Source organism: Streptomyces sp. NPDC053426, from assembly GCF_055585405.1.
The window spans coordinates 1-22,222 of record NZ_JBVJKE010000009.1; the positions used below are offsets into that span (position 1 = coordinate 1).

Annotated in this window: 19 protein-coding genes and 1 pseudogene; 10 read left to right on the top strand and 10 right to left on the bottom strand. The window is 71.8% G+C overall.

Annotated features, from left to right (window positions below):
• Positions 1-295, bottom strand: a pseudogene (locus ACZ62B_RS19260) (M23 family metallopeptidase); the annotation flags it as partial.
• Between the two features lie 351 nt (positions 296-646).
• Positions 647-1,909: an SLC13 family permease gene (locus tag ACZ62B_RS19265; protein ID WP_468719260.1), complete on the bottom strand. Its 1,263-nt coding sequence runs from the start codon at positions 1,907-1,909 to the stop codon at positions 647-649.
• Positions 1,910-2,008: 99 nt separating this feature from the next.
• Here ACZ62B_RS19265 and ACZ62B_RS19270 point away from each other — a divergent pair, with 99 nt between their 5' ends.
• Positions 2,009-5,191, top strand: coding sequence for a sacsin N-terminal ATP-binding-like domain-containing protein (locus ACZ62B_RS19270; protein WP_469691274.1), 3,183 nt, complete (start codon positions 2,009-2,011; stop codon positions 5,189-5,191).
• Positions 5,192-5,682: 491 nt separating this feature from the next.
• Here the strand turns inward: ACZ62B_RS19270 and ACZ62B_RS19275 are convergent, their stop codons facing one another.
• Both ACZ62B_RS19275 and ACZ62B_RS19280 read right to left on the bottom strand, forming a co-directional pair.
• On the bottom strand, positions 5,683-8,085 hold the full coding sequence (locus tag ACZ62B_RS19275) for a cation-translocating P-type ATPase (protein ID WP_469691276.1): 2,403 nt from the start codon (positions 8,083-8,085) through the stop codon (positions 5,683-5,685).
• A 129-nt stretch (positions 8,086-8,214) separates the two neighbouring features.
• Positions 8,215-8,517 (bottom strand): DUF2530 domain-containing protein, encoded by a 303-nt coding sequence (locus ACZ62B_RS19280; protein ID WP_344555334.1) that lies wholly within the window; start codon positions 8,515-8,517, stop codon positions 8,215-8,217.
• A gap of 205 nt (positions 8,518-8,722) precedes the next feature.
• Between ACZ62B_RS19280 and ACZ62B_RS19285 the strand changes: the two genes are divergently transcribed.
• Positions 8,723-10,174 carry an NCS2 family permease gene (locus tag ACZ62B_RS19285; protein WP_468719245.1) on the top strand — a complete coding sequence of 484 codons (1,452 nt, stop codon included), beginning with the start codon at positions 8,723-8,725 and terminating at the stop codon, positions 10,172-10,174.
• Positions 10,175-10,190: 16 nt separating this feature from the next.
• On the opposite strand, the gene ACZ62B_RS19290 is transcribed toward ACZ62B_RS19285, so the two are convergent.
• Positions 10,191-10,373: a ribbon-helix-helix protein, CopG family gene (locus ACZ62B_RS19290; protein ID WP_344555332.1), complete on the bottom strand. Its 183-nt coding sequence runs from the start codon at positions 10,371-10,373 to the stop codon at positions 10,191-10,193.
• A gap of 155 nt (positions 10,374-10,528) precedes the next feature.
• Here ACZ62B_RS19290 and ACZ62B_RS19295 point away from each other — a divergent pair, with 155 nt between their 5' ends.
• Genes ACZ62B_RS19295 through thpR form a run of 3 tightly spaced genes read left to right on the top strand, consistent with a single transcriptional unit; the run spans position 10,529 to position 12,955 of the window.
• Entirely contained in the window at positions 10,529-10,966 is a 438-nt protein-coding gene (locus tag ACZ62B_RS19295; protein WP_073934432.1) for a MarR family winged helix-turn-helix transcriptional regulator, read from the top strand.
• 33 nt (positions 10,967-10,999) lie between these two features.
• Positions 11,000-12,367 (top strand): MFS transporter, encoded by a 1,368-nt coding sequence (locus ACZ62B_RS19300; protein WP_344555331.1) that lies wholly within the window; start codon positions 11,000-11,002, stop codon positions 12,365-12,367.
• Between the two features lie 15 nt (positions 12,368-12,382).
• Positions 12,383-12,955, top strand: a complete 573-nt coding sequence (gene thpR, locus ACZ62B_RS19305) for an RNA 2',3'-cyclic phosphodiesterase (RefSeq protein WP_344555329.1) — start codon at positions 12,383-12,385, stop codon at positions 12,953-12,955.
• Between the two features lie 127 nt (positions 12,956-13,082).
• Here thpR and ACZ62B_RS19310 read toward each other — a convergent pair whose 3' ends face one another.
• The 3 genes from ACZ62B_RS19310 to ACZ62B_RS19320 form a co-directional block, all read right to left on the bottom strand.
• Entirely contained in the window at positions 13,083-14,072 is a 990-nt protein-coding gene (locus ACZ62B_RS19310; protein WP_468719259.1) for an aldo/keto reductase, read from the bottom strand.
• Positions 14,073-14,102: 30 nt separating this feature from the next.
• On the bottom strand, positions 14,103-14,705 hold the full coding sequence (locus ACZ62B_RS19315; protein ID WP_468881049.1) for a Uma2 family endonuclease: 603 nt from the start codon (positions 14,703-14,705) through the stop codon (positions 14,103-14,105).
• 109 nt (positions 14,706-14,814) lie between these two features.
• Positions 14,815-15,492: an SGNH/GDSL hydrolase family protein gene (locus ACZ62B_RS19320; RefSeq protein ID WP_344555323.1), complete on the bottom strand. Its 678-nt coding sequence runs from the start codon at positions 15,490-15,492 to the stop codon at positions 14,815-14,817.
• Positions 15,493-15,590: 98 nt separating this feature from the next.
• On the opposite strand from ACZ62B_RS19320, the gene ACZ62B_RS19325 reads away from it, so the two are divergent.
• On the top strand, positions 15,591-16,568 hold the full coding sequence (locus ACZ62B_RS19325; protein WP_344555321.1) for a WD40 repeat domain-containing protein: 978 nt from the start codon (positions 15,591-15,593) through the stop codon (positions 16,566-16,568).
• On the opposite strand, the gene ACZ62B_RS19330 is transcribed toward ACZ62B_RS19325, so the two are convergent.
• Complete coding sequence (locus ACZ62B_RS19330) at positions 16,569-17,360, bottom strand: TetR/AcrR family transcriptional regulator (RefSeq protein WP_344555319.1); 792 nt, start codon at positions 17,358-17,360, stop codon at positions 16,569-16,571. It lies immediately after the preceding gene.
• Positions 17,361-17,446: 86 nt separating this feature from the next.
• Here ACZ62B_RS19330 and ACZ62B_RS19335 point away from each other — a divergent pair, with 86 nt between their 5' ends.
• The 4 genes from ACZ62B_RS19335 (at position 17,447) to ACZ62B_RS19350 (ending at position 21,011) form a co-directional block, all read left to right on the top strand.
• A complete protein-coding gene (locus ACZ62B_RS19335; protein WP_344555317.1) occupies positions 17,447-18,409 on the top strand; it encodes an ATP-binding cassette domain-containing protein in 963 nt (320 codons plus the stop codon).
• The gene (locus tag ACZ62B_RS19340; protein ID WP_344555315.1) at positions 18,406-19,227 is read left to right on the top strand and encodes an ABC transporter permease; all 822 of its coding nucleotides are present in this window, start codon (positions 18,406-18,408) and stop codon (positions 19,225-19,227) included. Before ACZ62B_RS19335 ends, ACZ62B_RS19340 begins: the two co-directional genes overlap by 4 nt.
• A gap of 597 nt (positions 19,228-19,824) precedes the next feature.
• Positions 19,825-20,796: an RICIN domain-containing protein gene (locus ACZ62B_RS19345; RefSeq protein WP_469691286.1), complete on the top strand. Its 972-nt coding sequence runs from the start codon at positions 19,825-19,827 to the stop codon at positions 20,794-20,796.
• 74 nt (positions 20,797-20,870) lie between these two features.
• Positions 20,871-21,011 (top strand): hypothetical protein, encoded by a 141-nt coding sequence (locus tag ACZ62B_RS19350; RefSeq protein ID WP_469691288.1) that lies wholly within the window; start codon positions 20,871-20,873, stop codon positions 21,009-21,011.
• Here ACZ62B_RS19350 and serC read toward each other — a convergent pair.
• Positions 21,008-22,126 carry a phosphoserine transaminase gene (gene serC / locus ACZ62B_RS19355; RefSeq protein ID WP_344555311.1) on the bottom strand — a complete coding sequence of 373 codons (1,119 nt, stop codon included), beginning with the start codon at positions 22,124-22,126 and terminating at the stop codon, positions 21,008-21,010. The two genes, ACZ62B_RS19350 and serC, sit on opposite strands and share 4 nt — an antisense overlap.
• Positions 22,127-22,222: the final 96 nt, after the last annotated feature.

Genomic DNA, 22,222 nt, shown 5'->3' on the forward strand with positions numbered 1-22,222 from the left:
CGGTCGGGACGGCGTAGTCCTGGCCGCTGTGCTTGTGCGCCCACATGCCGCCGTTCTGGGCGAAGCTCGCGGACAGCTTGTAGCTCTTGACCGGGGAGACCCAGGAGGCGGTCGCCTTCTTGGCGGCGGCCTGCGCCTGGGCGGTGGTGGTGGCGCCGGGCGCGGCCGTGTTCTCGGCGGCGACCGCGGCCCCGACTCCCAGGACGACCGTGGCGCCCATGCCGGCGGCCAGGACGGCCGCGCGGGTCTGGGTCAGGGACGTGCGGGGGAGACGGGACGTGACGCGCTGGAGCATGGAGACCTCATGGGTGAGGGGACAGGGAAGCCATCGGCGGAACGGGTCCGTGCCGCGCTGGCCGTTCCTTGGTAACCGGAACCGGACAGAAGCCGCAAAGGTGTGACCTACGACGAAAGGTCGTACATCGGGCGTGAGACGCACGTCTCTTGACCGGTGGGTCCGGACGGGGCGGAACCCCCCATTTCAAGCTGATCGATCAGCCCTGCGCCCCAAATGTCCCTTTTGGATTCAACCGCTTTTCCACTATTCCGGGTAGTACCGGACAGAGCGCCTGTGCCGCTTGTCACCGGGAGCCCGATCCGGGGACTGTCCGAATGTGGCGTGGGTCTCCGGTGTCCCCGTCCGGAATCACCCGCCCAGCAGCTCCAGCGACCCCCACAGCGCCACCGTCGACGCCACCAGCGCCGTCGGGACGGTGGCCAGGCCCAGCAGCGTGAAGCGCTTCAGGCTGACCTCGTGGGCGTGGTGGTGGGCGATGCGGCGCCACAGGAGGGTGGCCAGGGAGCCCGCGTAGGTGAGGTTCGGGCCGATGTTGACGCCCAGCAGGACCGCGAGGACCGCGCCGGGGCCGGACGGTGCGGCCAGGGGGACGAGGGCGAGGACCGCCGGCAGGTTGTTGATCAGGTTGGCGAGCAGTGCCGCCAGGCCCGCGATGGCCAGGAGAGCGGGGAGGGACGTGCCGTCGGGGAGGACCGCGCCGAGCGCGTCGCCCAGGCCGTGGTCCAGGACCGCCCGTACGACCACGCCGAGGGCGAGGACGAAGGCGAGGAACGGCAGGTCGGCCGCGCGGAGGATCGCCGCCGGGGTGGTGCGGCGGCGCGACAGGGCGCGTACGGCCAGCACCGTCGCGCCGGCCGCCGCCGCCCACGCCGGGTCGACGCCCAGCGCGGACGCCACGGCGAACCCGGCGAGCGTGGCGGCCACCGTCACCAGGGCGAAGAGCGGCGGCTTCGCCGGCTTCTCCGGCACCTGAGGAGCGGTGGGCGCCGTGTCCAGGTCGGCGGCGAAGAAACGGCGGAAGACGGCGTACTCCACGGCGATCGCCGCCAGCCACGGCAGGGCCATCAGCAGCGCGAAGCGGGTGAAGCCCAGCCCCGTGGCGGTGAACGCGAGCAGGTTCGTCAGATTCGACACCGGCAGCAGCAGCGACGCCGTGTTCGACAGGTGCGCGCCCGCGTAGACGTGCGGGGCCGGACGGGCGCCCATACGGGTGGCGGTGGCGAACACCACCGGCGTCAGCAGCACCACGGTGGCGTCCAGACTGAGCGCGGCGGTGATCAGCGAGGCGAGGGCGAAGACCGCGCCCAACAGCCTGCGCGGCCGGTGGCGGGACCAGCGGGCCATCCAGCTCCCGCAGGCGTGGAAGAGGCCCTCGTCGGCACAGAGCTTGGCCAGCACCAGCACGGCGGCGAGGAAACCGAGCACCGGCCCGAGCCGGACGGCCTCCTCGCGCACCGCCTCCAAGGGGATCGCGCCGGTCGCGATCACGACGCCGGCCGCGGGCACCGCGAACGCCGCCTCCGGCCAGCGGAAGGGACGGACGACGGCACACACCAGCACCACGGCCAGCGCGGCGACGGACAGCGATTCGAGCAGCACGGTCCTGATCATCCACAGGGGGCGGCGGGACGTGGACACCGCGTCGCCGGAATGTCGCGGGGCGGTACCTTCGACCTCACGCCGATGTGGGGCCGATGAGGAGAGATGAACGTGAGCAAGTTCGTACGGCCCGCCGCCGAGGGTGCCGATCCGTTCGGTACGGCGCGTCTGCGGCGTGGGGTCCTGGACGCCTGGGTCACCAGCCCCGCCCGTTTCCGCGAGGACGCCAACGCCGAGGAGGACCTCGTCCTCGGCGGCTACCGGGACCGCCTCGTCGTCGAGCTCGCCCAGAACGCCGCCGACGCCGCAGCCCGGGCCGGCGTACCGGGACGGCTGCGGCTCACCCTGCGCGACGGGGTCCTCGTCGCCGCGAACACCGGGGCCCCGCTGGACGCGGCCGGTGTCGAGTCGCTGTCCACGCTGCGCGCCTCCGCCAAGCGGGACGCGCCGGACCGGGCCGTGGGACGCTTCGGCGTCGGCTTCGCCGCCGTCCTCGCCGTCACCGACGAGCCCGCCGTCGTCGGACGGCACGGCGGGGTCCGCTGGTCGCTGGCCGAGGCGCGGGACCTCGCGGGCGACACCGCACGGCACAGCCCAGGGCTCGGGGACGAGATCCGGCGGCGTGACGGGCACGTACCCCTGCTCCGGCTGCCGTTCGCCGCCGAGGGCACCGCGCCCGGCCCGTACGACACCGCCGTCATCCTCCCCCTGCGCGACACCGCCGCCGCCGACCTCGCCGAGCGGCTGCTGAACGCCGTCGACGACGCCCTGCTGCTCACCCTGCCCGGCCTGGAGGAGGTGGTCGTCGAGATCGGGGACGCGGAACCCCGTACCGTGAGCCGCCGCACCGACGGCGCGCTCACCGTCGTCGAGGACTCCCGCGAGGGCACCACCCGCTGGCGCACCGCCGCCGCACACGGACCGCTCACCCCCGAGCTGCTCGCCGACCGGCCCGTCGAGGAGCGGCTGCGCCCGTACTGGTCGGTCACCTGGGCCGTCCCCGTGGACACCGACGGCACCCCCGCCCGGCCCCGCACCAGCCCCGTCGTGCACGCGCCCACCCCCAGCGACGAGCCGCTCGGCGTGCCCGCGCTGCTCATCGCCTCCTTCCCGCTGGACTCCACCCGCCGGCACGCCGCCCCCGGCCCGCTCACCGACTTCCTCGTGCAGCGCGCCGCCGACGCCTACGCCGGGCTCCTCGCCGACTGGCGCCCGGTGACCGCCGGGATCATCGACCTCGTGCCGGGCCCGCTCGGCAAGGGCGAACTGGACGGCGCCCTGCGCCGGGCGGTCCTCGAACGGCTGCCCCGTACGTCCTTCCTGCCGCCCGCCGTCGAGCAGGCCGAGCAGGCCGAGCAGGCCGAGCGGCACGACGAATCCGAGCTGCCGCGGTCGCTGCGGCCCCGTGACGCCGAGGTCGTCGAGGGCGCGGGCGCCGACACCGTACGGGTGCTGGCCGAAGTCCTCCCCACCCTGCTGCCCGCCGGTCTCGAACGCCGCACGGAGCTGCGCACGCTGGGCGTCGCCCGGGTCCCGCTCACCGACGCGGTCGACCGGCTGGCCGGACTGGAGAAGTCCCCCGAGTGGTGGTGGCGGCTGTACGACAGCCTCGCCGGGGTCGACCCCGACCGGCTGTCCGGACTGCCCGTGCCGCTCGCTGGGGGTACCTCCCAGGCTTTCGGCTCTGGGGGAGGGCGGACGACCATCGGCCCCCGGCAGGTGCTGCTGCCCGGAGCGGAGGCCACCCGGATCGACCCCGAGGTGCTGGCCCGGCTCGGGCTCAAGGTCGCCCACCCGGACGCCGCCCACCCCCTCCTGGAGAAGCTGGGCGCGCTTCCCGCCACCCCGCGCGCCGTCCTCACCACCCCGCAGGTGCGGGCCGCCGTCGCCGCGTCGCTCGACGACGAGGGTCCGGTGAACTGGGAGGAGGAGGACACCCCGGACGCCGAGGAACTCGCCGATACCGTGCTCGGTCTGGTGCGCGACGCCGCCCTCGAACCCGGTGACGAGCCGTGGCTGGGTGCCCTCGCCCTCCCCGACGAGGACGGCGAACTCTCCCCGGCCTGCGAGCTGGTCTTCCCCGGCGGACCGTTCGCCCAGGTCATGCGCGAGGGCGAACTCGCCTCCGTGGACGGCGAACTGGCCGACAGGTGGGGCGAACAGCCGCTCGCCGCCTGCGGGGTCCTGGTCGACTTCGCGCTGATCCGCGCCACCGACGTCGTCCTCGACCCGGACGAACTGGAGCCGCGCGAAAGCGACTTCGCCGAACCCGACGACGCGGGCCTGCTCGACGCCGTGGACGTGTGGAGCGAGGACGTCCTCGACCGCTTCCCGGACAGCCCCGTCCCGCCCGTCGCCACCGAGATCGTCGCCGTGCGCGACCTCGACCTCGTGGACGACGACCAGTGGCCGCGGGCCCTCGCCCTGCTGTCCCGGCCCCCGCTGCGCGACGCGCTCGTCCAGCCGGTACGGATCCTGCTGCACGACGGCACCCACGAGGTCGTACGGCCGTACACCGCGTGGTGGCTGCGCGGGCACCCGGTGATCGGCGGGCGCCGCCCCGCCGGACTGCGCGCGGCCGGCGGCGACCCGCTGCTGCGGGGCCTGTACGACGAGGCCGACGCGACCGGGTTCGAGGACGAGCAGGTGCTGCGGGCGCTGGGCGTACGGACCTCGGTGGCCGCGTTGCTCGACGAGCCGGGAGGCGCCGCCGAACTGCTGGACCGGCTCGCCGACCCCGACCGGCCGGTCACGGCGGCCCAGTTGCACGCGCTCTACGGGGCGCTGGCGGAGCTGGATCCCGAGCAGGTGACCCTGCCGGACGATCTGCGGGCCGTGGTCGACGGGCGGGTGGAGGTGGTGGACGCCGCGGACGCGGTGGTCGTCGACTCGCCCGATCTGCTGCCGTTCACGTCCGGTGTGCCGCTGCTGCCGGTGCGGCCGGCGCGGGCCGCCGAACTGGCCGAGCTGTTCCAGGTGCGGCGGCTGAGCGAGTCCGTCACCGGGGAGGTGGACTCCGAGGGCACGGAGCACGACGTACCGGAGCCGGTGCGGGTGCTGCTGGGGTCGCGGACCCCGGCCGTGTACGTGGAGCACGAGGAACTCGTCGTCGACGGTGTGGAGATCGACTGGCGGCTGACGAACGACGGCGTGCTGCACGCGGCGACGCTGGAGGGTGTGGCCGCGGGCCTCGCCTGGGCGGCGGGCCAGTGGCCCCGCCGCTTCGAGGTGGCGGCCCTGCTGGAAGACCCGTCCCGGACGGAGGAACTGGCCCGCGACCGCTGGTTCGACTGAACGACGACTTGCCGCGCAGTTCCCCGCGCCCCTGGGGGTGGTCCGGCCCGTGGTCCCGTGCGGGTGCGTGGTGGCTTGTCGCGCAGTTCCCCGCGCCCCTGAGGGGGTGTCCTGCCGTGGTCCCGTGCGGGTGCGTGGTGGCTTGTCGCGCAGTTCCCCGCGCCCCTGAGGGGGTGTCCTGCCGTGGTCCCGTGCGGGTGCGTCGTGGTTGCTCGCGCAGTTCCCCGCGCCCCTAGGGGGTTGCGAGCACTGCCAGCCGATACCTGCACCCCCACCGGCCCGCGGGGACATTCGGCCGGTGCGCCCCTGTAGGGGCGCGGGGAACTGCGCGAAGAACCCCCACCGGCCCGCGGGGGTGTTCGGCCGGTGGCCCCTGTAGGGGCGCGGGGAACTGCGCGAAGAACGCCCACCGGCCCGCGGGGGTGTTCGGCCGGTGGGCCCTGTAGGGGCGCGGGGAACTGCGCGAAGGACTCGCTACGCAGCCGCAGGCGTCACGCCGGGACCCGCCGGTCCACCCACCGCCACAAGAACTCCAGCACCCCCGCCGCAAAGACCGCGATGCCGATCGCGACCCACGGCATGGTCATGCCCACCAACCGCAACGCGAAGAACTCCTGCAGCCACGGCACCACCAGCACCACCAGGAACCCCGCCCCCATCGCCGCCACCAGCCCGATCCGCCACCACGTGTACGGCCGGGCGATGATCGCCAGTACCCAGATCGAGATCAGGAACAGCGTCAGCGTCGCCGCGCTCGTCTCCGCCTCCAGCGCGCCCGCACCGGTGTAGTACTCCCGCGCGACCAGGTACGACGCGAACGTCGCCAGCGCGGCCAGCACCCCGCCGGGGATCGCGTACCGCATGACCCGCCGTACGAAGTTCGGCCGCGCCCGCTCCTTGTTGGGGGCGAGCGCCAGGAAGAACGCCGGGACCCCGATGGTGAGCGTCGACAGCAGGGTCAGATGGCGCGGCAGGAACGGGTACTCCACCTGCGAGACCACCACCAGCACCGCCAGCAGCACCGAGTACACCGTCTTCACCAGGAACAGCGTCGCGACCCGGGTGATGTTGCCGATCACCCGCCGCCCCTCCGCCACCACCGACGGCAGCGTGGCGAAGCTGTTGTTCAGCAGCACGATCTGGGCGACCGCCCGCGTGGCCTCCGAACCGGAGCCCATCGCCACGCCGATGTCCGCGTCCTTCAGCGCCAGCACGTCGTTCACGCCGTCCCCGGTCATCGCGACCGTGTGGCCGTTCGACTGGAGCGCGCCCACCATGTTCCGCTTCTGCTGCGGGGTGACCCGCCCGAACACCGTGCCGTCGTCCAGCGCCTTCGCCATGCCGTCCGGGTCGGCGGGCAGCCGGCGCGCGTCCACCGCCGTACCGGACAGGCCCAGCTTGGACGCGACCGCCCCGACCGACACCGCGTTGTCCCCGGAGATGACCTTGGCCCGTACGTCCTGCTCGGCGAAGTAGCGCAGGGTGTCGGCCGCGTCCGGGCGCAGCCGCTGCTCCAGCACCACCAGCGCGGCCGGCCGTACGCTCTCGGCGGCCGCGGGGTCGTCGACGTCCACGCCGTCGCGGGCACGGGCGAGCAGCAGCACCCGCAGCCCCTGCTCGTTCATCCGCCCGGTCTCGGCCAGCGCCGGGTCGCCGGGGTCCAGCAGCACGTCGGGCGCCCCCAGCAGCCAGGTGACGGACTCGCCGCCCGCGCCCTCCTCGAACGTCGCGCCGCTGTACTTCCGGGCGGAGGAGAAGGGCAGCGTGTCGGTGAGGCGCCGGCCCCCGCCGTCCGGGTACGCCTCGATGATCGCCTTCAGGGACGCGTTGGGACGCGGGTCCGCCGCCCCCAGCGCGCCCAGCACCCCGCGCACGTACGTCCCGTCGCCGTCGCCGAGCACCCGCAGCTCGGTGACGTCCATGCCGCCCTCGGTGAGCGTGCCCGTCTTGTCCAGGCAGACCGTGTCGACGCGGGCCAGTCCCTCGATCGCCGGCAGCTCCTGCACCAGGCACTGCTTGCGGCCCAGCCGGATCACCCCGATCGCGAAGGCGACGGAGGTGAGCAGCACCAGCCCCTCGGGGACCATCGGCACGATCCCGCCGACCGTGCGGGCGACGGAGTCCTTCAGCTCGTTGTCCTTGACCACCAGCTGGCTGATGATCAGGCCGATCGCGGTCGGGACCATCATCCACGTCACGTACTTGAGGATCGTGGAGATGCCCGAGCGCAGCTCGGAGTGGACGAGGGTGAACCGGGACGCCTCCTCGGCGAGCTGCGCCGCGTACGCCTCGCGTCCCACCCGGGTCGCCTGGAAGGAGCCGCCGCCCGCGACGACGAAGCTGCCGGACATGACCTGGTCCCCGGGCCGCTTCACCACGGGGTCGGCCTCGCCGGTGAGCAGCGACTCGTCGATCTCCAGGCCGTCCGCCTCGGCGCACACCCCGTCGACGACGACCTTGTCGCCCGGCCCGATCTCGATCAGGTCGTCCAGCACGATCTCGGAGGTGCCGACCTCCGCGGCCCTCCCGTCCCGGCGCACCGTGGGCCGTACCTCGCCGATCACCGCGAGGGAGTCGAGGGTCTTCTTCGCCCGCCACTCCTGGACGATGCCGATGCCGGTGTTGGCGAGGATCACGAAGCCGAACAGGCTGTCCTGGATGGGCGCGACGATCAGCATGATCACCCAGAGCACGCCGATGATCGCGTTGAACCGGGTGAAGACGTTCGCGCGGACGATCTCGGTGAGGGACCGGCTGCTGCGCACCGGTACGTCGTTGACCTGTCCGCGTGCCACCCGTTCGGCCACTTGCGCGGCCGTCAGCCCGGTCACCGGCGAGGTGACCCCGGCGGGGTGTTCGGCATCGATCCGGTCGCCCGCCTCGAGATGCGTCATGCATTCGACGGTACGTGCGGATTCAGGGGTTCACCCCCCGATGGCCGGAAGATCCGACCGGGGTAGGAGGGCCGTCGGGGCGGTCGTAGTGCCGTGGTCGTACGGCGGTGGCGCCCGGGCCCGTCGGGCTCAGTCGGCCGAGGGGGCGGGGGAGCGGTCCGGTTCCGGCGTCCCGTCGGCCGACCGGGCCCGCTTGATCGCGGCGTCGCGCCTGCGGACGTACCAGATGCCGATGAAGCCGAGTCCGCCGCCGGCCAGGCAGGTCCACAGCCACCAGGTGTGGCCGTGGTCGTCGAACCAGCCGTAGAACGGCAGCTGCACCAGGAACAGGACGAACCAGATGATCGTGCCGCCGACGATGGTGGCGACCACGGGGCCCTCCAGGGGCTCCGGCGCCTCGTGCTCGGGGGATCCCGAAAAAAACCCGGCCATGCGGACAGCTTACGAGGGGTTCCGCGTGTGACGGGGACCGCGTGGACCACGTGACGGGGACCGCAGGGAGCCACGCGGGTCTACGCGCGGAGATAGCGTGGACGGCGTTATATCTTCATACTGAATCCGTTTGTCTCTGACCACTTTCATTCGTAGAAAACACCAAAGGGCTTCGGGGGGCGCCCACCGGTGATGAGGTCCCCGCATGTCCCCGTCGGCCACGACCAAGGCCCCCACCCCCGAGCAGCCGGGGTCCGGTGCCGCGTCCGGCGCCCTCGACCGCTACTTCCGGATCTCCGAGCGCGGCAGCACCCTGTCCCGTGAGGTCCGCGGCGGTTTCGCCACCTTCTTCGCGATGGCGTACATCATCGTGCTGAACCCGATCATCCTGGGCAGCGCGAAGGACATGTACGGCCATCAGCTCGACAACGGCCAGCTCGTCACCGCGACCGCCCTGACCGCCGCGTTCACCACGCTGCTCATGGGCGTCATCGGCAACGTCCCGATCGCGCTGGCCGCCGGTCTGGGCATCAACTCGGTCGTCGCGCTCCAGCTCGCGCCGCGCATGTCGTGGCCGGACGCCATGGGCATGGTGGTGCTGGCCGGCTTCATCGTGATGCTGCTGGTCGCCACCGGTCTGCGCGAGCGCGTGATGAACGCCGTCCCCTACGGTCTGCGCAAGGCCATCGCCATCGGCATCGGCCTGTTCATCATGCTGATCGGCCTGGTCGACGCCGGGTTCGTCTCCCGCATCCCGGACGCCGCCCACACCACCGTCCCGCTCCAGCTCGGCGGCACCGGTCACCTCACCGGCTGGCCGGTCCTCGTCTTCGTCCTCGGCGCGCTGCTCACGCTGGTGCTGATCGCGCGCCGGGTGCCCGGCGCGATCCTCATCTCGATCGTCGCGATGACGGTCCTCGCGATGATCATCAACGCCGTGGCCGACATCCCCTCCTGGGGCCTGACGACCCCCGAGTGGCCCGGCAACCCGGTCGCCACCCCCGACTTCGGCCTGATCGGCGAGGTCAGCCTGTTCGGCGGCTTCGAGAAGGTCGGCGTGCTGACCGGCATCCTGTTCGTCTTCACCGTGCTGCTGTCGAGCTTCTTCGACGCGATGGGCACGATCATGGGCGTCTCGGACGAGGCCAAGCTGACCGACGCCCAGGGCCAGATGCCCGGCGTCAACAAGGTCCTGTTCCTCGACGGCGTCGGGGTCGCCGCGGGCGGTGCCGCCTCCGCCTCGGCCACCACCGCCTTCGTGGAGTCCACGGCCGGCGTCGGTGAGGGCGCGCGCACCGGCTTCGCCAACGTCGTCACCGGCTCCCTGTTCGCGGTGGCGCTGTTCCTCACGCCCATCGCCACGATGGTCCCGTCCCAGGCGGCCACCCCGGCGCTGGTCGCGGTGGGCTTCCTGATCCTGGCCGGTTCGATCAAGGAGATCGACTGGGCGGACCACACGATCGCCATCCCGGCCTTCGTGACGATGGTGATGATGCCGTTCACCTACTCGATCACCAACGGCATCGGCATGGGCTTCGTCACCTTCGTGGTGCTGCGCCTGGCGGCCGGGCGCGGCCGGGAGGTCCCGGCGGCGATGTACGTGGTGTCGGCGGTGTTCGCCTTCTACTACCTGATGCCGGCGCTGGGTCTGACCTGACCGTGCCCGCGGGGGCTCACGTGACCCCGTAGAACTTCTCCGTCTCCTCGACGGCGGTCCGGAACCGCTGGTCGAAGTCATCGCGCATGAGCGTCCGGACGACATAGTCCTGGACGCTCATGCCGCGTTTCGCGGCGTGTTCCCGGAGCCGTTCGAGCAGTTCGTGGTCGATACGCAGGCTGAGCACGTCGGTCCCCATGCCCATGAGGGTCCCTGCACACCACGGTGCGCCGCGCCGCGATTCGCGAATGGATCACTCGTACGGGTGATACGGCGTGACGGTGGCGGGAGTCACGGGCGCGTACGTGCCTTCCGGGTGGTATTTAGCGAGAGTAATGAGTTACGCTAAAGAACATGCCGGACTTCAGCCATGGCGACGACGCAGCCGCCGTGAACGCCCTCCGATCCGCCGTGATGCGGCTGTCCCGTCGGCTCAAGCACCAGCGCGTCGACGAGTCCCTCAGCCCCACCGAGATGTCGGTGCTGGGCACCCTGGCCCGCTGCGGCCGGGCCACCCCGGGCGAGCTCGCCCGCAAGGAGCACGTCCAGCCGCCGTCGATGACCCGCATCGTGGCCCTGCTGGAGGCCAAGGGACTGGTCCGCCTGGAGCCGCACCCCGACGACCGCCGCCAGAAGGTCGTCACGCAGACCGAGCGGGCCGAGGCGATGCTCGAGGAGAGCCGCCGCAAGCGGAACGCGTTCCTGGCCACGCTGGTCGAGGAACTCGACGACGACGAGTGGGCGAAACTGCGCGCCGCCGCCCCCGTACTGGAGAAACTGGCACACATCTGAACACAGCAGCAGCAAGCCAGGAGGCGAACCCCTTTGAGTACGGGATCCGGAGCAGCTTCCGCCCCCGCACCTGACCCCCACGACACCCTGCCCGCCCCCGACACCACCCCCGCCCGCAAGACCTCGATGTTCGCCTCGCTGAGGGTCAGGAACTACCGCCTGTTCTTCATCGGCCAGGCCGTCTCCAACATCGGCACCTGGATGCAGCGCATCGCCCAGGACTGGCTGGTGCTCAGCCTCACCGGCTCCTCGGCCGCCGTCGGCATCACCACGGCCCTGCAGTTCCTGCCGATGCTGCTGTTCGGCCTGTACGGCGGTGTCCTCGTCGACCGCCTGCGCAAGCGCCCCACGCTGCTCGTCACCCAGACCGCGATGGCCCTCACCGCCCTCGCGCTCGCCGCCCTCACCCTGACGGGACGGGTCGAGGTCTGGCACATCTACGTCGCCGCCTTCGCCCTCGGTCTGGCGACCGTCGTCGACAACCCGGCCCGCCAGTCCTTCGTCTCCGAACTCGTCGGCCCCGGCCAGCTCCAGAACGCGGTCAGCCTGAACTCCGCGAACTTCCAGTCCGCCCGCCTGGTCGGCCCCGCCGTCGCGGGCCTGCTGATCACCGGCGTCGGCACCGGCTGGGCGTTCCTCCTCAACGGCCTGTCCTTCGTCGCGCCGCTCGCCGGCCTGATGATGATGCGCGCCCGCGAGCTGCACGCCGTCGAGCGCGCCCCGCGCGGCAAGGGACAGCTCCGGGAGGGCCTGCGCTACGTCACCGGACGGCCCGAACTGCTCTGGCCGATCGTCCTGGTCGGCTTCATCGGCACCTTCGCCTTCAACTTCCCCGTCTACATCTCGGCCTTCGCCGACGACGTCTTCCACGGGGACGCGGGCGTCTACAGCATGTTCAACACCCTGATGGCGGTCGGCTCCGTCTCCGGCGCCCTGCTCGCCGCCCGGCGCGGCACGGCCCGGCTGCGGCTGCTGATCCTGGCCGCGCTGGCCTTCGGCTCGCTGGAGATCGCCGCCGCCGCGTTGCCGCAACTGTGGATGTTCGCCCTGGTCATGGTCCCGCTGGGCCTGTTCTCGATGACGGTCAACGTCACCACCAACACCAGCCTCCAGATGGCCACCGACCCGGCGATGCGCGGCCGCGTCATGGCCCTCTACATGATGGTCTTCCTCGGCGGAGCCCCGGTCGGCGCCCCCGTCGTCGGCTGGATCACCGACACCTACGGCGCCCGCGTCGGCTTCGCGACGGGTGGCGCGGTCGCGGTGGCCGCGGCGGTCGTCATCGGCCTGATCCTGGCCAGGGTCGGCGGCCTGCGCCTGTCGGTGGGCTGGCACCGGGGCCACCCCAGCATCCGCTTCGTACGGCGTGAGCGCCAGGAAGCCCTGGCTCCCGCGGTCTGACGGCAGACTGGCCCCATGAGACTCTTCGCCGCCGTGCTGCCCCCCGTGGAAGTGGTCCGTGAGCTCGCCGCCGAGGTGGCTCGGTTGCGGAGGCTGCCCGGCGCGGACGGGATGCGGTGGACCGAGCGGGCCGGGTGGCACTTCACGCTCGCCTTCTACGGCGAGGTCGACGACGAACTCGTACCGGAGCTGACGGCGCGGCTGGGGCGGGCCGCGTCCCGGACCGAGCCGTTCCGGCTGGCGCTGCTCGGCGGCGGCCAGTTCGGGCACGGCAGGGCGCTGTGGACCGGTGCGGAGGGGGATCTGCGCACGATGCGGCTGCTGGCCGAGCGGGCCGAGGCGGCGGCGCGGAAGGCGGGCGTGCCGATGGACGAGCACCGCCGCTACAAGGCCCACCTGACGGTGGCCCGCAGCCGGGACGCCGTCGACGTACGGCCGTACGTGGAGGCCCTGCACGCGTTCCGCAGCCGCATCTGGACCGTGGACGAGGTGGTGCTGGTGCGCAGCAACCTGCCGACGTCCGGGGTGCCGGGCGAGCAGCCCCGCTATGAGGCGGTCGCCCGGCGGGCGCTGGGCGCGGCCGGTTAGGCTCGATGGCGTGGACCCGAAGACCCGTAACCGGATCATGGCCGGTGCGCTCGTGCTGATGTTCGTCGTGGTGGCGCTGGCGGCGGCACTGGGCAATTAGCGCCGCCGCCCGCCCCCGTGCGCGCCGCTACCAGGCGAAGGCCTCAGGCGACGGCCCCGGACCCGGGAAGATCTCGTCCAGTGAGGTCAGCAGCTCCTCGCTCAGCTCCAGCTCGACCGCGCGCAGCGCGGAGGCGAGCTGCTCGGCCGTGCGCGGACCGACGATCGGGCCGGTCACGCCGGGCCGGGTGAGCAGCCAGGCCAGCGCGGCCTCGCCGGGCTCGACGCCGTGCTTGTCGAGCAGGTCCTCGTACGCCTGGATCCGCGCGCGGCCGGCGGGATCGGCGAGCGTCTCGGCGGCCCGCCCGGAGGCACGGCGCACGCCCTGGGCCTCCTTCTTGAGCACACCGCCCAGCAGCCCGCCGTGCAGCGGCGACCACGGGATGACCCCGAGCCCGTAGTCCCGCGCGGCCGGGACGACCTCCATCTCGGCGCGGCGCTCGGCGAGGTTGTACAGGCACTGCTCGCTGACCAGGCCGATGGTGCCGCCGCGCCGGGCGGCGATCTCGTTGGCCTGGGCGATCTTGTAGCCGGGGAAGTTCGAGGAACCGGCGTAGAGGATCTTGCCCTGCTGGACCAGGACGTCGACCGCCTGCCAGATCTCCTCGAACGGGGTGCTGCGGTCGATGTGGTGGAACTGGTAGACGTCGATGCGGTCCGTCCCCAGCCGCTTCAGGCTGGCGTCGACGGCCCGGCGGATGTTCACCGCGGACAGCTTGTCGTGGTTGGGCCACGTCTCGCCGCCGACGGTCATGTTCCCGTACACCTTGGTCGCGAGGACCACCTTGTCGCGGCGCTCGCCGCCCTTCGCGAACCAGTTCCCGATGATGCTCTCGGTACGGCCCCTGCTCTCGCCGCCGTACGTGTTGGCGGTGTCGAAGAAGTTGATGCCGGCGTCCAGCGCGGCGTCCATGATGGCGTGGCTGTCGCCCTCGTCGGTCTGCGGACCGAAGTTCATCGTCCCGAGGACGATCCGGCTGACCTTGACTCCCGTGCGTCCGAGCTGCGTGTACTTCATGGTCGTCAAGCCAACGGCTTGGAGTGCGCTCTATGCAAGGGGGGACCGGTCCCGGGGGAAGGCGCTGGTGTTCACGGTCAGGTCGGCCACGGTGCCGGTCAGATCGATGTCGTCGCCGAAGTCCACCCGCGTCCGCGTGACGTAGTCGCCGTTCTTCGGGTCGGTGTAGACGTAGCAGCGGCCCTGGTAAGGGTCGACGATGACGTAGAGGGGCACTTCGGCGGTCGCGTAGGCGGCCTTCTTCGGGCCGTAGTCGTTGGCGGCCGTGCCTTCGGAGATGACCTCGAAGACGAATTCGACGTCCTCGTAGCGCCAGTGGCCCTCGTCGTCCTTCTCGGCGGAATCCCGGAGCATGGCCACGTCGGGGCAGAGGCCGTTCTCGTGGCCCGGGAAGTCGATGCGGACGTCCGAGAACACCTGGACATCCATCCCGAACCTGTCCTCGACGGCCCGCACGATCCGACGGATGATCCCCCAATGAGTGTCACGCTGCGGTGTCATGTAGACGGTGCCCCCGACGATCTCGACCCTGAATCCTTCGGGGACGGGCATCCGCTCCAGCCGCTCGAACCACTCGTCCAAGCGCTGCGTGTTGACGTCGGCCATGGCGATCCTGTCTTCAAGGACGGTCATCGTGGCGCTCCTCCCCGGCCGCCCACGGACGAGTGCGGCCGCGCGGTACAACGATACGCACGGCGCGCAGGACACGGGGCGGGGCGCATATGCCAGAACTCCCCGGCAGCTACGCCGCCCCGTACGGCCCGCCCAGCCCCCACTCCCGCCACATCGCCTCCGCGAACGCACCCGCGATCCTGTGCTCGCCGCTCTCGTTGGGGTGCGTGCCGTCGTACGTGTCCGTGTGGAAGTCGTACGACGCCGGCGGCGGGACCAGCAGCAGGGGCGAGCCCGCGTCGTCCAGGTCGGCGACCGCCTTCGCCAGGAGTTCGTTGAAGTGGGCGACCTGTTCGGCGAAGGTCGGGTCGGCCTCCACCCGGATGTTGCGGATCACCGGCATGACGGCCACGCGGACGCGCGGGTTGGCCGCCCTCGCCCCGGCGATGAAGGCACGGACGTTCTCCGCCGTCTGCTCGGCGTTCGTGTAGAAGCCCAGGTCGATCAGGCCCAGCGACACCAGCAGCACATCCGCGCGGCAGGAGCGCACGGTCTCGCCGATCAGCGGGGCCATGTGCTGCCAGCCCTCGCCCCAGCCGGCCAGGTGGGCGCGCGGGAAGTCGGGATCGGCGTACGCGTACGAGGTGGGGGCGTCCGTCACCGGGTCGTGCAGCGTCTCGCGCGGGCCGACCAGCGTGAAGGGACCGCCGTACGCCGTGCACAGGTGCTGCCACAGCCGGTAGCGCCAGGTGTGTTCACCCGCGCTCCCGATCGTCATCGAGTCACCTACGGGCATGAACCTGAGCACACGGTCATCATGGACGATCGATCCGGCCGCCGCGATCCGTCGCGATGTGAGTCCGGACACCCACCGTGAAGTGCGCTGATTAATGGCACTCTTGGCACATGCGCCGACCCTTCGCCCTGATCGCCGCGACCCTCCTCACGGGCGCGCTCGCCGTGCCCGTCGCCTCCGCAGCCGACGGCGACGAGGGCTTCACCATCAAGGACCCGCGCATCACCGAGTCCAGCGGACTCGCCGCCTCCCGCCTCCACCCCGGCGTCTACTGGACCCACAACGACCAGGACGAAGGGCCCTACCTGTACGCCGTCGACGGCGGCACCGGCGAGACGGTCGCACGCGTCGCGCTCTCCGGCGTCGGCACGCCCCGTGACGTCGAGGCGATCGCCGTCGGACCGGGCAACCGGATCTTCGTCGGTGACATCGGGGACAACCTCGGCGGTACCTGGCCCCACGTGTGGATCTACGAGCTGCCCGAGCCGACGGAGCTGAAGGACCAGACGGTCCGGGCGACGCAGTACGTCGTGAAGTACGAGGACGGTCCCCGCGACGCGGAGTCGATGGTCGTCCACCCGAAGACCGGACGGGTCTACATCATCGACAAGAACGAGGACGGCGGACACCTCTACGAGGGCCCGGAGAAGCTCTCCGCCTCCGGAACGAACGTCTTCCGGCCCACCGTCCCCGTCGGCCTCTGGGCCACCGACGCCGCGCTCTCCCCGGACGGCGAACGGCTCGCCGTGCGCGGCTACCTCGGAGGCATCTGGTACGACTGGAACGGCGGAAAGATCCGGCGCGGGGGGCGGATCAGCGTGCCGCTGGGGCAGGGCGAGTCCGCCACCTACACCACCGACGGCAGGAAGCTGCTGCTCGGCATGGAGGGTGTCGAGAGCCCCGTCAAGGCCGAGGACGCGCCCGGACCCGACGGAGAGCCGGGTGGTGCGGGCGCCGAGGGCGGGAAGAGCGGTACCGGGAGCGCCGCCGACGACGGCACCGGGGGCGACATCAAGATCGGCGCCGCCGCGGCGGCGGCCCTCCTCTGCGTGCTCCTCTTCCGGCTGCTGCGCCGCCGCAACCGCTGATCAGCCGTCCGATCCGCCGCCCCGCCCCTCCGGGGACCGCCCGGCGACGAACACCTCCAACCCGTCCAGGATGCGCTGCAACCCGAACTCGAAGTGGTCGAAGCCGGTGCCGAAGGTGTCCTCGGACAGCCCGGCCAGGACGGGGTAGCGCCCGCTGAGCATCGCCTTCTCCAGGGCCGGCCGCTGGGCCTCCCAGAACTGCGCGTCCGTCAGCCCGGAGCCGCGTTCGGCCTGTTCCTGGTAGAGCTGGGTCCGGGCGGCCCCGACCACGTATCCGTCGATCATGATGATCGCCGACAGCAGCTCGGGGTCGGACAGGCCCATCGGCTTGATCCGGGAGAGCACCTTCTCCATGCCGTCCAGCGCGCTCGGGCCGAGGACCGGGCGGGACTGGTTGACCTCCATCAGCCACGGGTGCCGGCGGTAGAGGGCGAGGGTGGCGTGGCCGAGGGCCTCCAGCGCCGCGCGCCAGCCGCCGTCGCCGAGGTCCGCGGGGTCCTGTGAGGGGCGCTGCACCCGGTCCAGCATCAGGTCGAGCAGCTCGGCCTTGCCGGGGACGTAGCGGTACAGGGACATCGTGCCGGTGCCGAGTTCCGTGGCGATCCGGCGCATCGACAGCGCGCCCAGCCCGTCCCGGTCCGCGACGTCGACGGCGGTCTCCACGATGCGGTCCAGCGTCAGCCCCGGCTTCGGCCCCCGGCTGGGCCGCGGGCCGGTGTCCCACAACAGGTCGAGGGTGCGGGCGATGTCGCCGCCGCCACTGGTCTCCGTACCGCCCGAACCGCTGCTCATGGAGGCAGTTTAAAACCGCCCGCGAAAACTGGGTACGGTGTACGCGCAATCGGGTACGGTGTACCCAGTTCTTGGAAGGGGGACTCATGGACGACGGCTACGCGGTCCGGGCGGAGGGCCTGGAGAAGCGCTACGGCGAGAAGCGCGCCCTCGACGGCTTCGACCTCGCCGTCCGCGAGGGCACGGTGCACGGACTCCTCGGGCCGAACGGCGCCGGCAAGACCACCGCCGTGCGCATCCTGTCGACGCTGATCCGGCTCGACGGCGGCCGGGCCACGGTCGCCGGGCTCGATGTCACCCGGCGGGCGCGCGAGGTGCGGGCGCGGATCGGGCTCACCGGGCAGTACGCGGCGGTGGACGAGGTGCTCACCGGGCGGCAGAACCTGGAGATGTTCGGCAGGCTGTTCCATCTGGGCGGCAAGAGGGCCGCGGCGCGGGCGGTCGAGCTGCTGGAGCGGTTCGACCTGACCGACGCCGCCGACAAGGGCGTGGGCGGTTACAGCGGCGGCATGCGCCGGCGCCTCGACCTCGCCGCCTCGATGATCCTCGCCCCGTCCGTGCTCTTCCTGGACGAGCCGACCACGGGACTCGACCCCCGTAGCCGCGGCGAAGTCTGGGAATCCGTACGGGCGCTGGTGGCGGACGGTACGACCGTGCTGCTGACCACGCAGTACCTGGAGGAGGCCGACAGGCTGGCCTCCCGGATCACCGTCATCGACCAGGGCCGTGCCATCGCCGACGACAGCCCGGACGGGCTGAAGAACCTGGTCGGCGGCGACCGCGTCGAGGTCGTGGTCGCCGAGCGCTCCGACATCCCGCGCGCGGTGAAGGTGGTCGCGCGGGTCGCCGAGGGCGAACCCGAGACGGACGACACCGAGTTGCGGGTGCACGCGCCCGTGACCGACCGGGTGGCCGCGCTCACCGAAGTGGCGCGCACCCTTCAGGACGAGGGCGTACGGGTGGAGGACCTCGGACTGCGCAGGCCCAGCCTCGACGACGTGTTCCTGCGCCTGACCGGACACCGCACGGAGAAGGAGGCGGCGGCGTGAGTGTGCTCGACCCGACCGGCCCGGCCACGCACGGCCGCACGTACTGGGCGTTCGCGGACTGCTGGAACATCGTCCGCCGGGGCCTGACCCACTACCAGCGCCAGCCCGTCAACATCGCCTGGCAGCTGGGCTTCCCGATCCTGTCGGTCCTCCTCTACGGCTATGTCTTCGGCAGCGCGATGAAGGTGCCCGGCGGCGGGGACTACAAGGACTTCCTGATGCCGGGCATGTTCGTGATGACCATGGCGTTCGGCTTCATCAACACCGCGACCGTCGTCGTCCACGACTCCACCAAGGGGGTCATCGACCGCTTCCGCTCCATGCCGATGTCCCCCTCGGCGGTGGTGTCCGGGCGCGGGGTGACCGATCTGGTCATCGCCTGCGCGGAGTTGGGCATCCTGGTGCTGACCGCGCTCGCCATGGGGTGGCGGCCGGACGGCGGCTGGGGCTTCCTGGCGGCGTTCGGGCTGCTGCTGTGGCTGCGGTTCGCGCTGATCTGGCTCGGCGTCTGGCTGGGACTGCTGGTGCCCAACCCGGAGGCGGCGGGCGGGCTGTTCGCGGTCGCGTTCCCGCTGACGATGATCTCCAGCATCTTCGTCGCCCCGCAGCTCATGCCGGACTGGCTGGGCTGGGTGGCGGCCTGGAACCCGATCTCCTCGACGGCCGCGGCGACCCGCGACCTGTTCGGCACGCCGGTCGGCGGCGGCGACTCCTGGGTCGAACAGCACGCCCTGCTGATGGCGGGGGTGTGGCCGCTCGTACTGACGGCGGTCTTCCTGCCGCTGGCGGTGCGCAGGTTCCAGCGGCTCAGCCGGTGAGCTTCGGCTTTTCGGGGGTGCTTCGGACATGAAGAACGCCCTCCTGCTTCCCGGCGTCCGGGAAGCAGGAGGGCGGGCTCGGCGAGGATGTCGCGGCCGGCCTCGCTCTTGATGGATCTCGCCGACGCCGCCGATACGAAAGAATACGGTTGCCCCACTCCACCGGAGCCACCCACTCCTGGTGGGGCCCGACTTTCGACAAGTCACCGCGGTGATCGAGGTCCGACACTCGGACCGGGTTGTGGTCGAGCAGCCCCGTGAAGTCCGCACTGTCGTCACACACACCGGCGCCGCACCAGGGCGCGCGCAGCCCGGCGGACAGCCGAAGGTCCCTTCCCGGGGTGAACGGCGCTTCCCGGCACGCCGGTTCACCGTGCAACGCCGCCGCTGCCTTCGTCGGACACGGGCAGGATTCCATCACCAATGTGCTTAAACTGGCAACGATGATCAGGAAATGATCTGTCAGGTGTTCGCGGAGTATGCGAGGACCGCAGTCGGCCCGGAACGGGCCTGGGCCCCACCGCAACCGCACCGCTCGCCCTCTCCCGGAACGCGGGTTCCGGGCGCACTCGACCCCTGCACGAGGAGTACGGCAGAATGCCGGAACTGCCCAAACGGAACACAGGCCAGGACCGACGCGTGGACTTACCACCGGACAGACCTTCCGGTGTCAACGACGCGGCGAAGCTGGCGGCAGCCCGTGCCGCTCTCGCCCGTGCGGCTACGGCTCACCGAGCCGACATCGAGGACGGCAAGGCAACTGCACGACCGGAGCCGCCCGTCAGTATCACCGGCCGCGACGAATCCGCCACTGGCCCGGCGGCGGCACCGGACGACAGCCCTCGGTCCGGTCCACGCCGCCCACCCGCGAAGTGGATCGCCATCGCCTCCGTGGCCGTCGCGGTGGTGATCGCCGGAGCGGTCGTCACGATCAGCGGGTCCCAGGGGGAGGACGATCGGCAGTCCAACGTCGCGGGCGAGCCGTACCAGTCCGATGCGAACGAACCCGAAGTCCCCGATGTGGAACCGTCTTTGAGCGCTTCGGCGAGCGCGGCCGCGTCGTCTCGGCCTCCTTCCACCGGCTCCCCCACGCCCTCCGGCCGGGAAACGGAACCGGGTACGGACAAGGCGGCGAAGAACGACGCGGAGCCCACCGTGAGCAAGGCGCCGGACAAGGACGGAACCGGCCGGGCAGGCGGCTCGGCTCCCGACCCCGGGAGGGCGCTCGCGGTCGAAGCCTCCGGCAACTGCCTGACAGGCGCCGGTTCGGGGTCCGAACTCGTGGTCGCGGCCTGCACCGGCGCAGCCTCCCAGTCGTGGAACACCGGGTCCAACACGGCACTCCAGCAGGGTGACCTCTGCGCGACCGTCACCGGCACCGAGGACCGCGCGCCGGTGGTCCTCGCACCGTGTGACCAGTCGGCAGCTCAGCGGTTCAGCCTGTCGGGAAAATCGTTGCTGTCCGCGTCGAGCGGCAAATGCCTGGACCTCTTCGGAGGGGCGTCCGGCACCCAGGTGGTGCTCTGGGAATGCAACGGCCGTGACAACCAGCGGTGGAGCACCACCTGACCACTGCGCAGGGAGGGCCGGCCGCCGGCCCGCAGGCCCAGGCGGTCGGCGGGCCCCCGGGCACACCGGTCCCGATGTGCGGGACCTGGCTGGACCGCTCCCCGAGCGCGGCGGACGCCGAGGAGTTGTTCGTCGAGGAGCAGGGCGTGCGGATGAGCGAGGGGCGCCCGGTGGATCGTCCACCGGGCGCCCCTCACTCGCGTACGACCGTCTAGAGCTGCTCGATCACGTAGTCCACGCACTTCGTCAGGGCCTCGACGTCCGCCGGGTCGATCGCCGGGAACATCGCGACGCGGAGCTGGTTGCGGCCGAGCTTGCGGTAGGGCTCGGTGTCGACGATGCCGTTGGCGCGCAGGACCTTGGCGACGGCGGCGGCGTCGACCTCGTCCGTGAAGTCGATCGTGCCGATGACCTGGGAGCGCTTGGCCGGGTCGGTGACGAACGGGGTGGCGTGCTTGGACTCGTCCGCCCAGGCGTACAGGCGGGTCGAGGAGTCCTTCGTACGGGCCGTGGACCAGGCGAGGCCGCCCTGGCCGTTGATCCACTCGAGCTGCTCGTTGAGCAGGAACAGGGTGGCCAGCGCCGGGGTGTTGTACGTCTGGTTCTTGCGGGAGTTGTCGATCGCCGTGGGGAGGCTGAAGAACTCCGGGACGTGGCGGCCGGAGGCGTGGATCCGCTCGGCGCGCTCGATCGCGGCCGGGGAGAACACGCCGATCCACAGGCCGCCGTCGGAGGCGAAGGACTTCTGCGGGGCGAAGTAGTAGACGTCCGTCTCGGCGATGTCGACCGGGAGGCCGCCCGCGCCGGAGGTGGCGTCCACCAGGACGAGGGAGCCCTCGTCGGCGCCGGCGACGCGCTCGATGGGCATGGCGACGCCGGTGGAGGTCTCGTTGTGGGTGAAGGCGTAGACGTCCACGCCGGCTTCGGCGGCCGCCTCGGGGTGCGTGCCCGGGTCGGCGGAGACGACCGTGGGGTCGGCGAGCCAGGGGGCGAGCTTCGCGGCCTTGGCGAACTTGGAGCTGAACTCGCCGAAGGTGAGGTGCTGCGACTTGTTCTCGATCAGGCCGTGGGTCGCGACGTCCCAGAACGCGGTGGAGCCGCCGTTGCCGAGGATCACCTCGTAGCCGTCGGGGAGCCGGAACAGCTCGGAGATGCCCTCGCGCACCTTGCCGACCAGGTTCTTCACCGGGGCCTGGCGGTGGGAGGTGCCGAGCAGGGACGTGCCGGTCGCGGCCAGGGCGTCCAGCGCCTCCGTCCGCACCTTGGAGGGACCCGCGCCGAAACGTCCGTCGGCGGGCTTGATGTCAGCGGGAATCTGGATATCAGCCACGACCGGAGCCTAGCGGCTGCGGGAAACCCCGGCGAAACATCGTCCGTCCGCTGAGACGGGGAGCGAGTGAGGACGAGACGGGTGGCGGACGGGCCG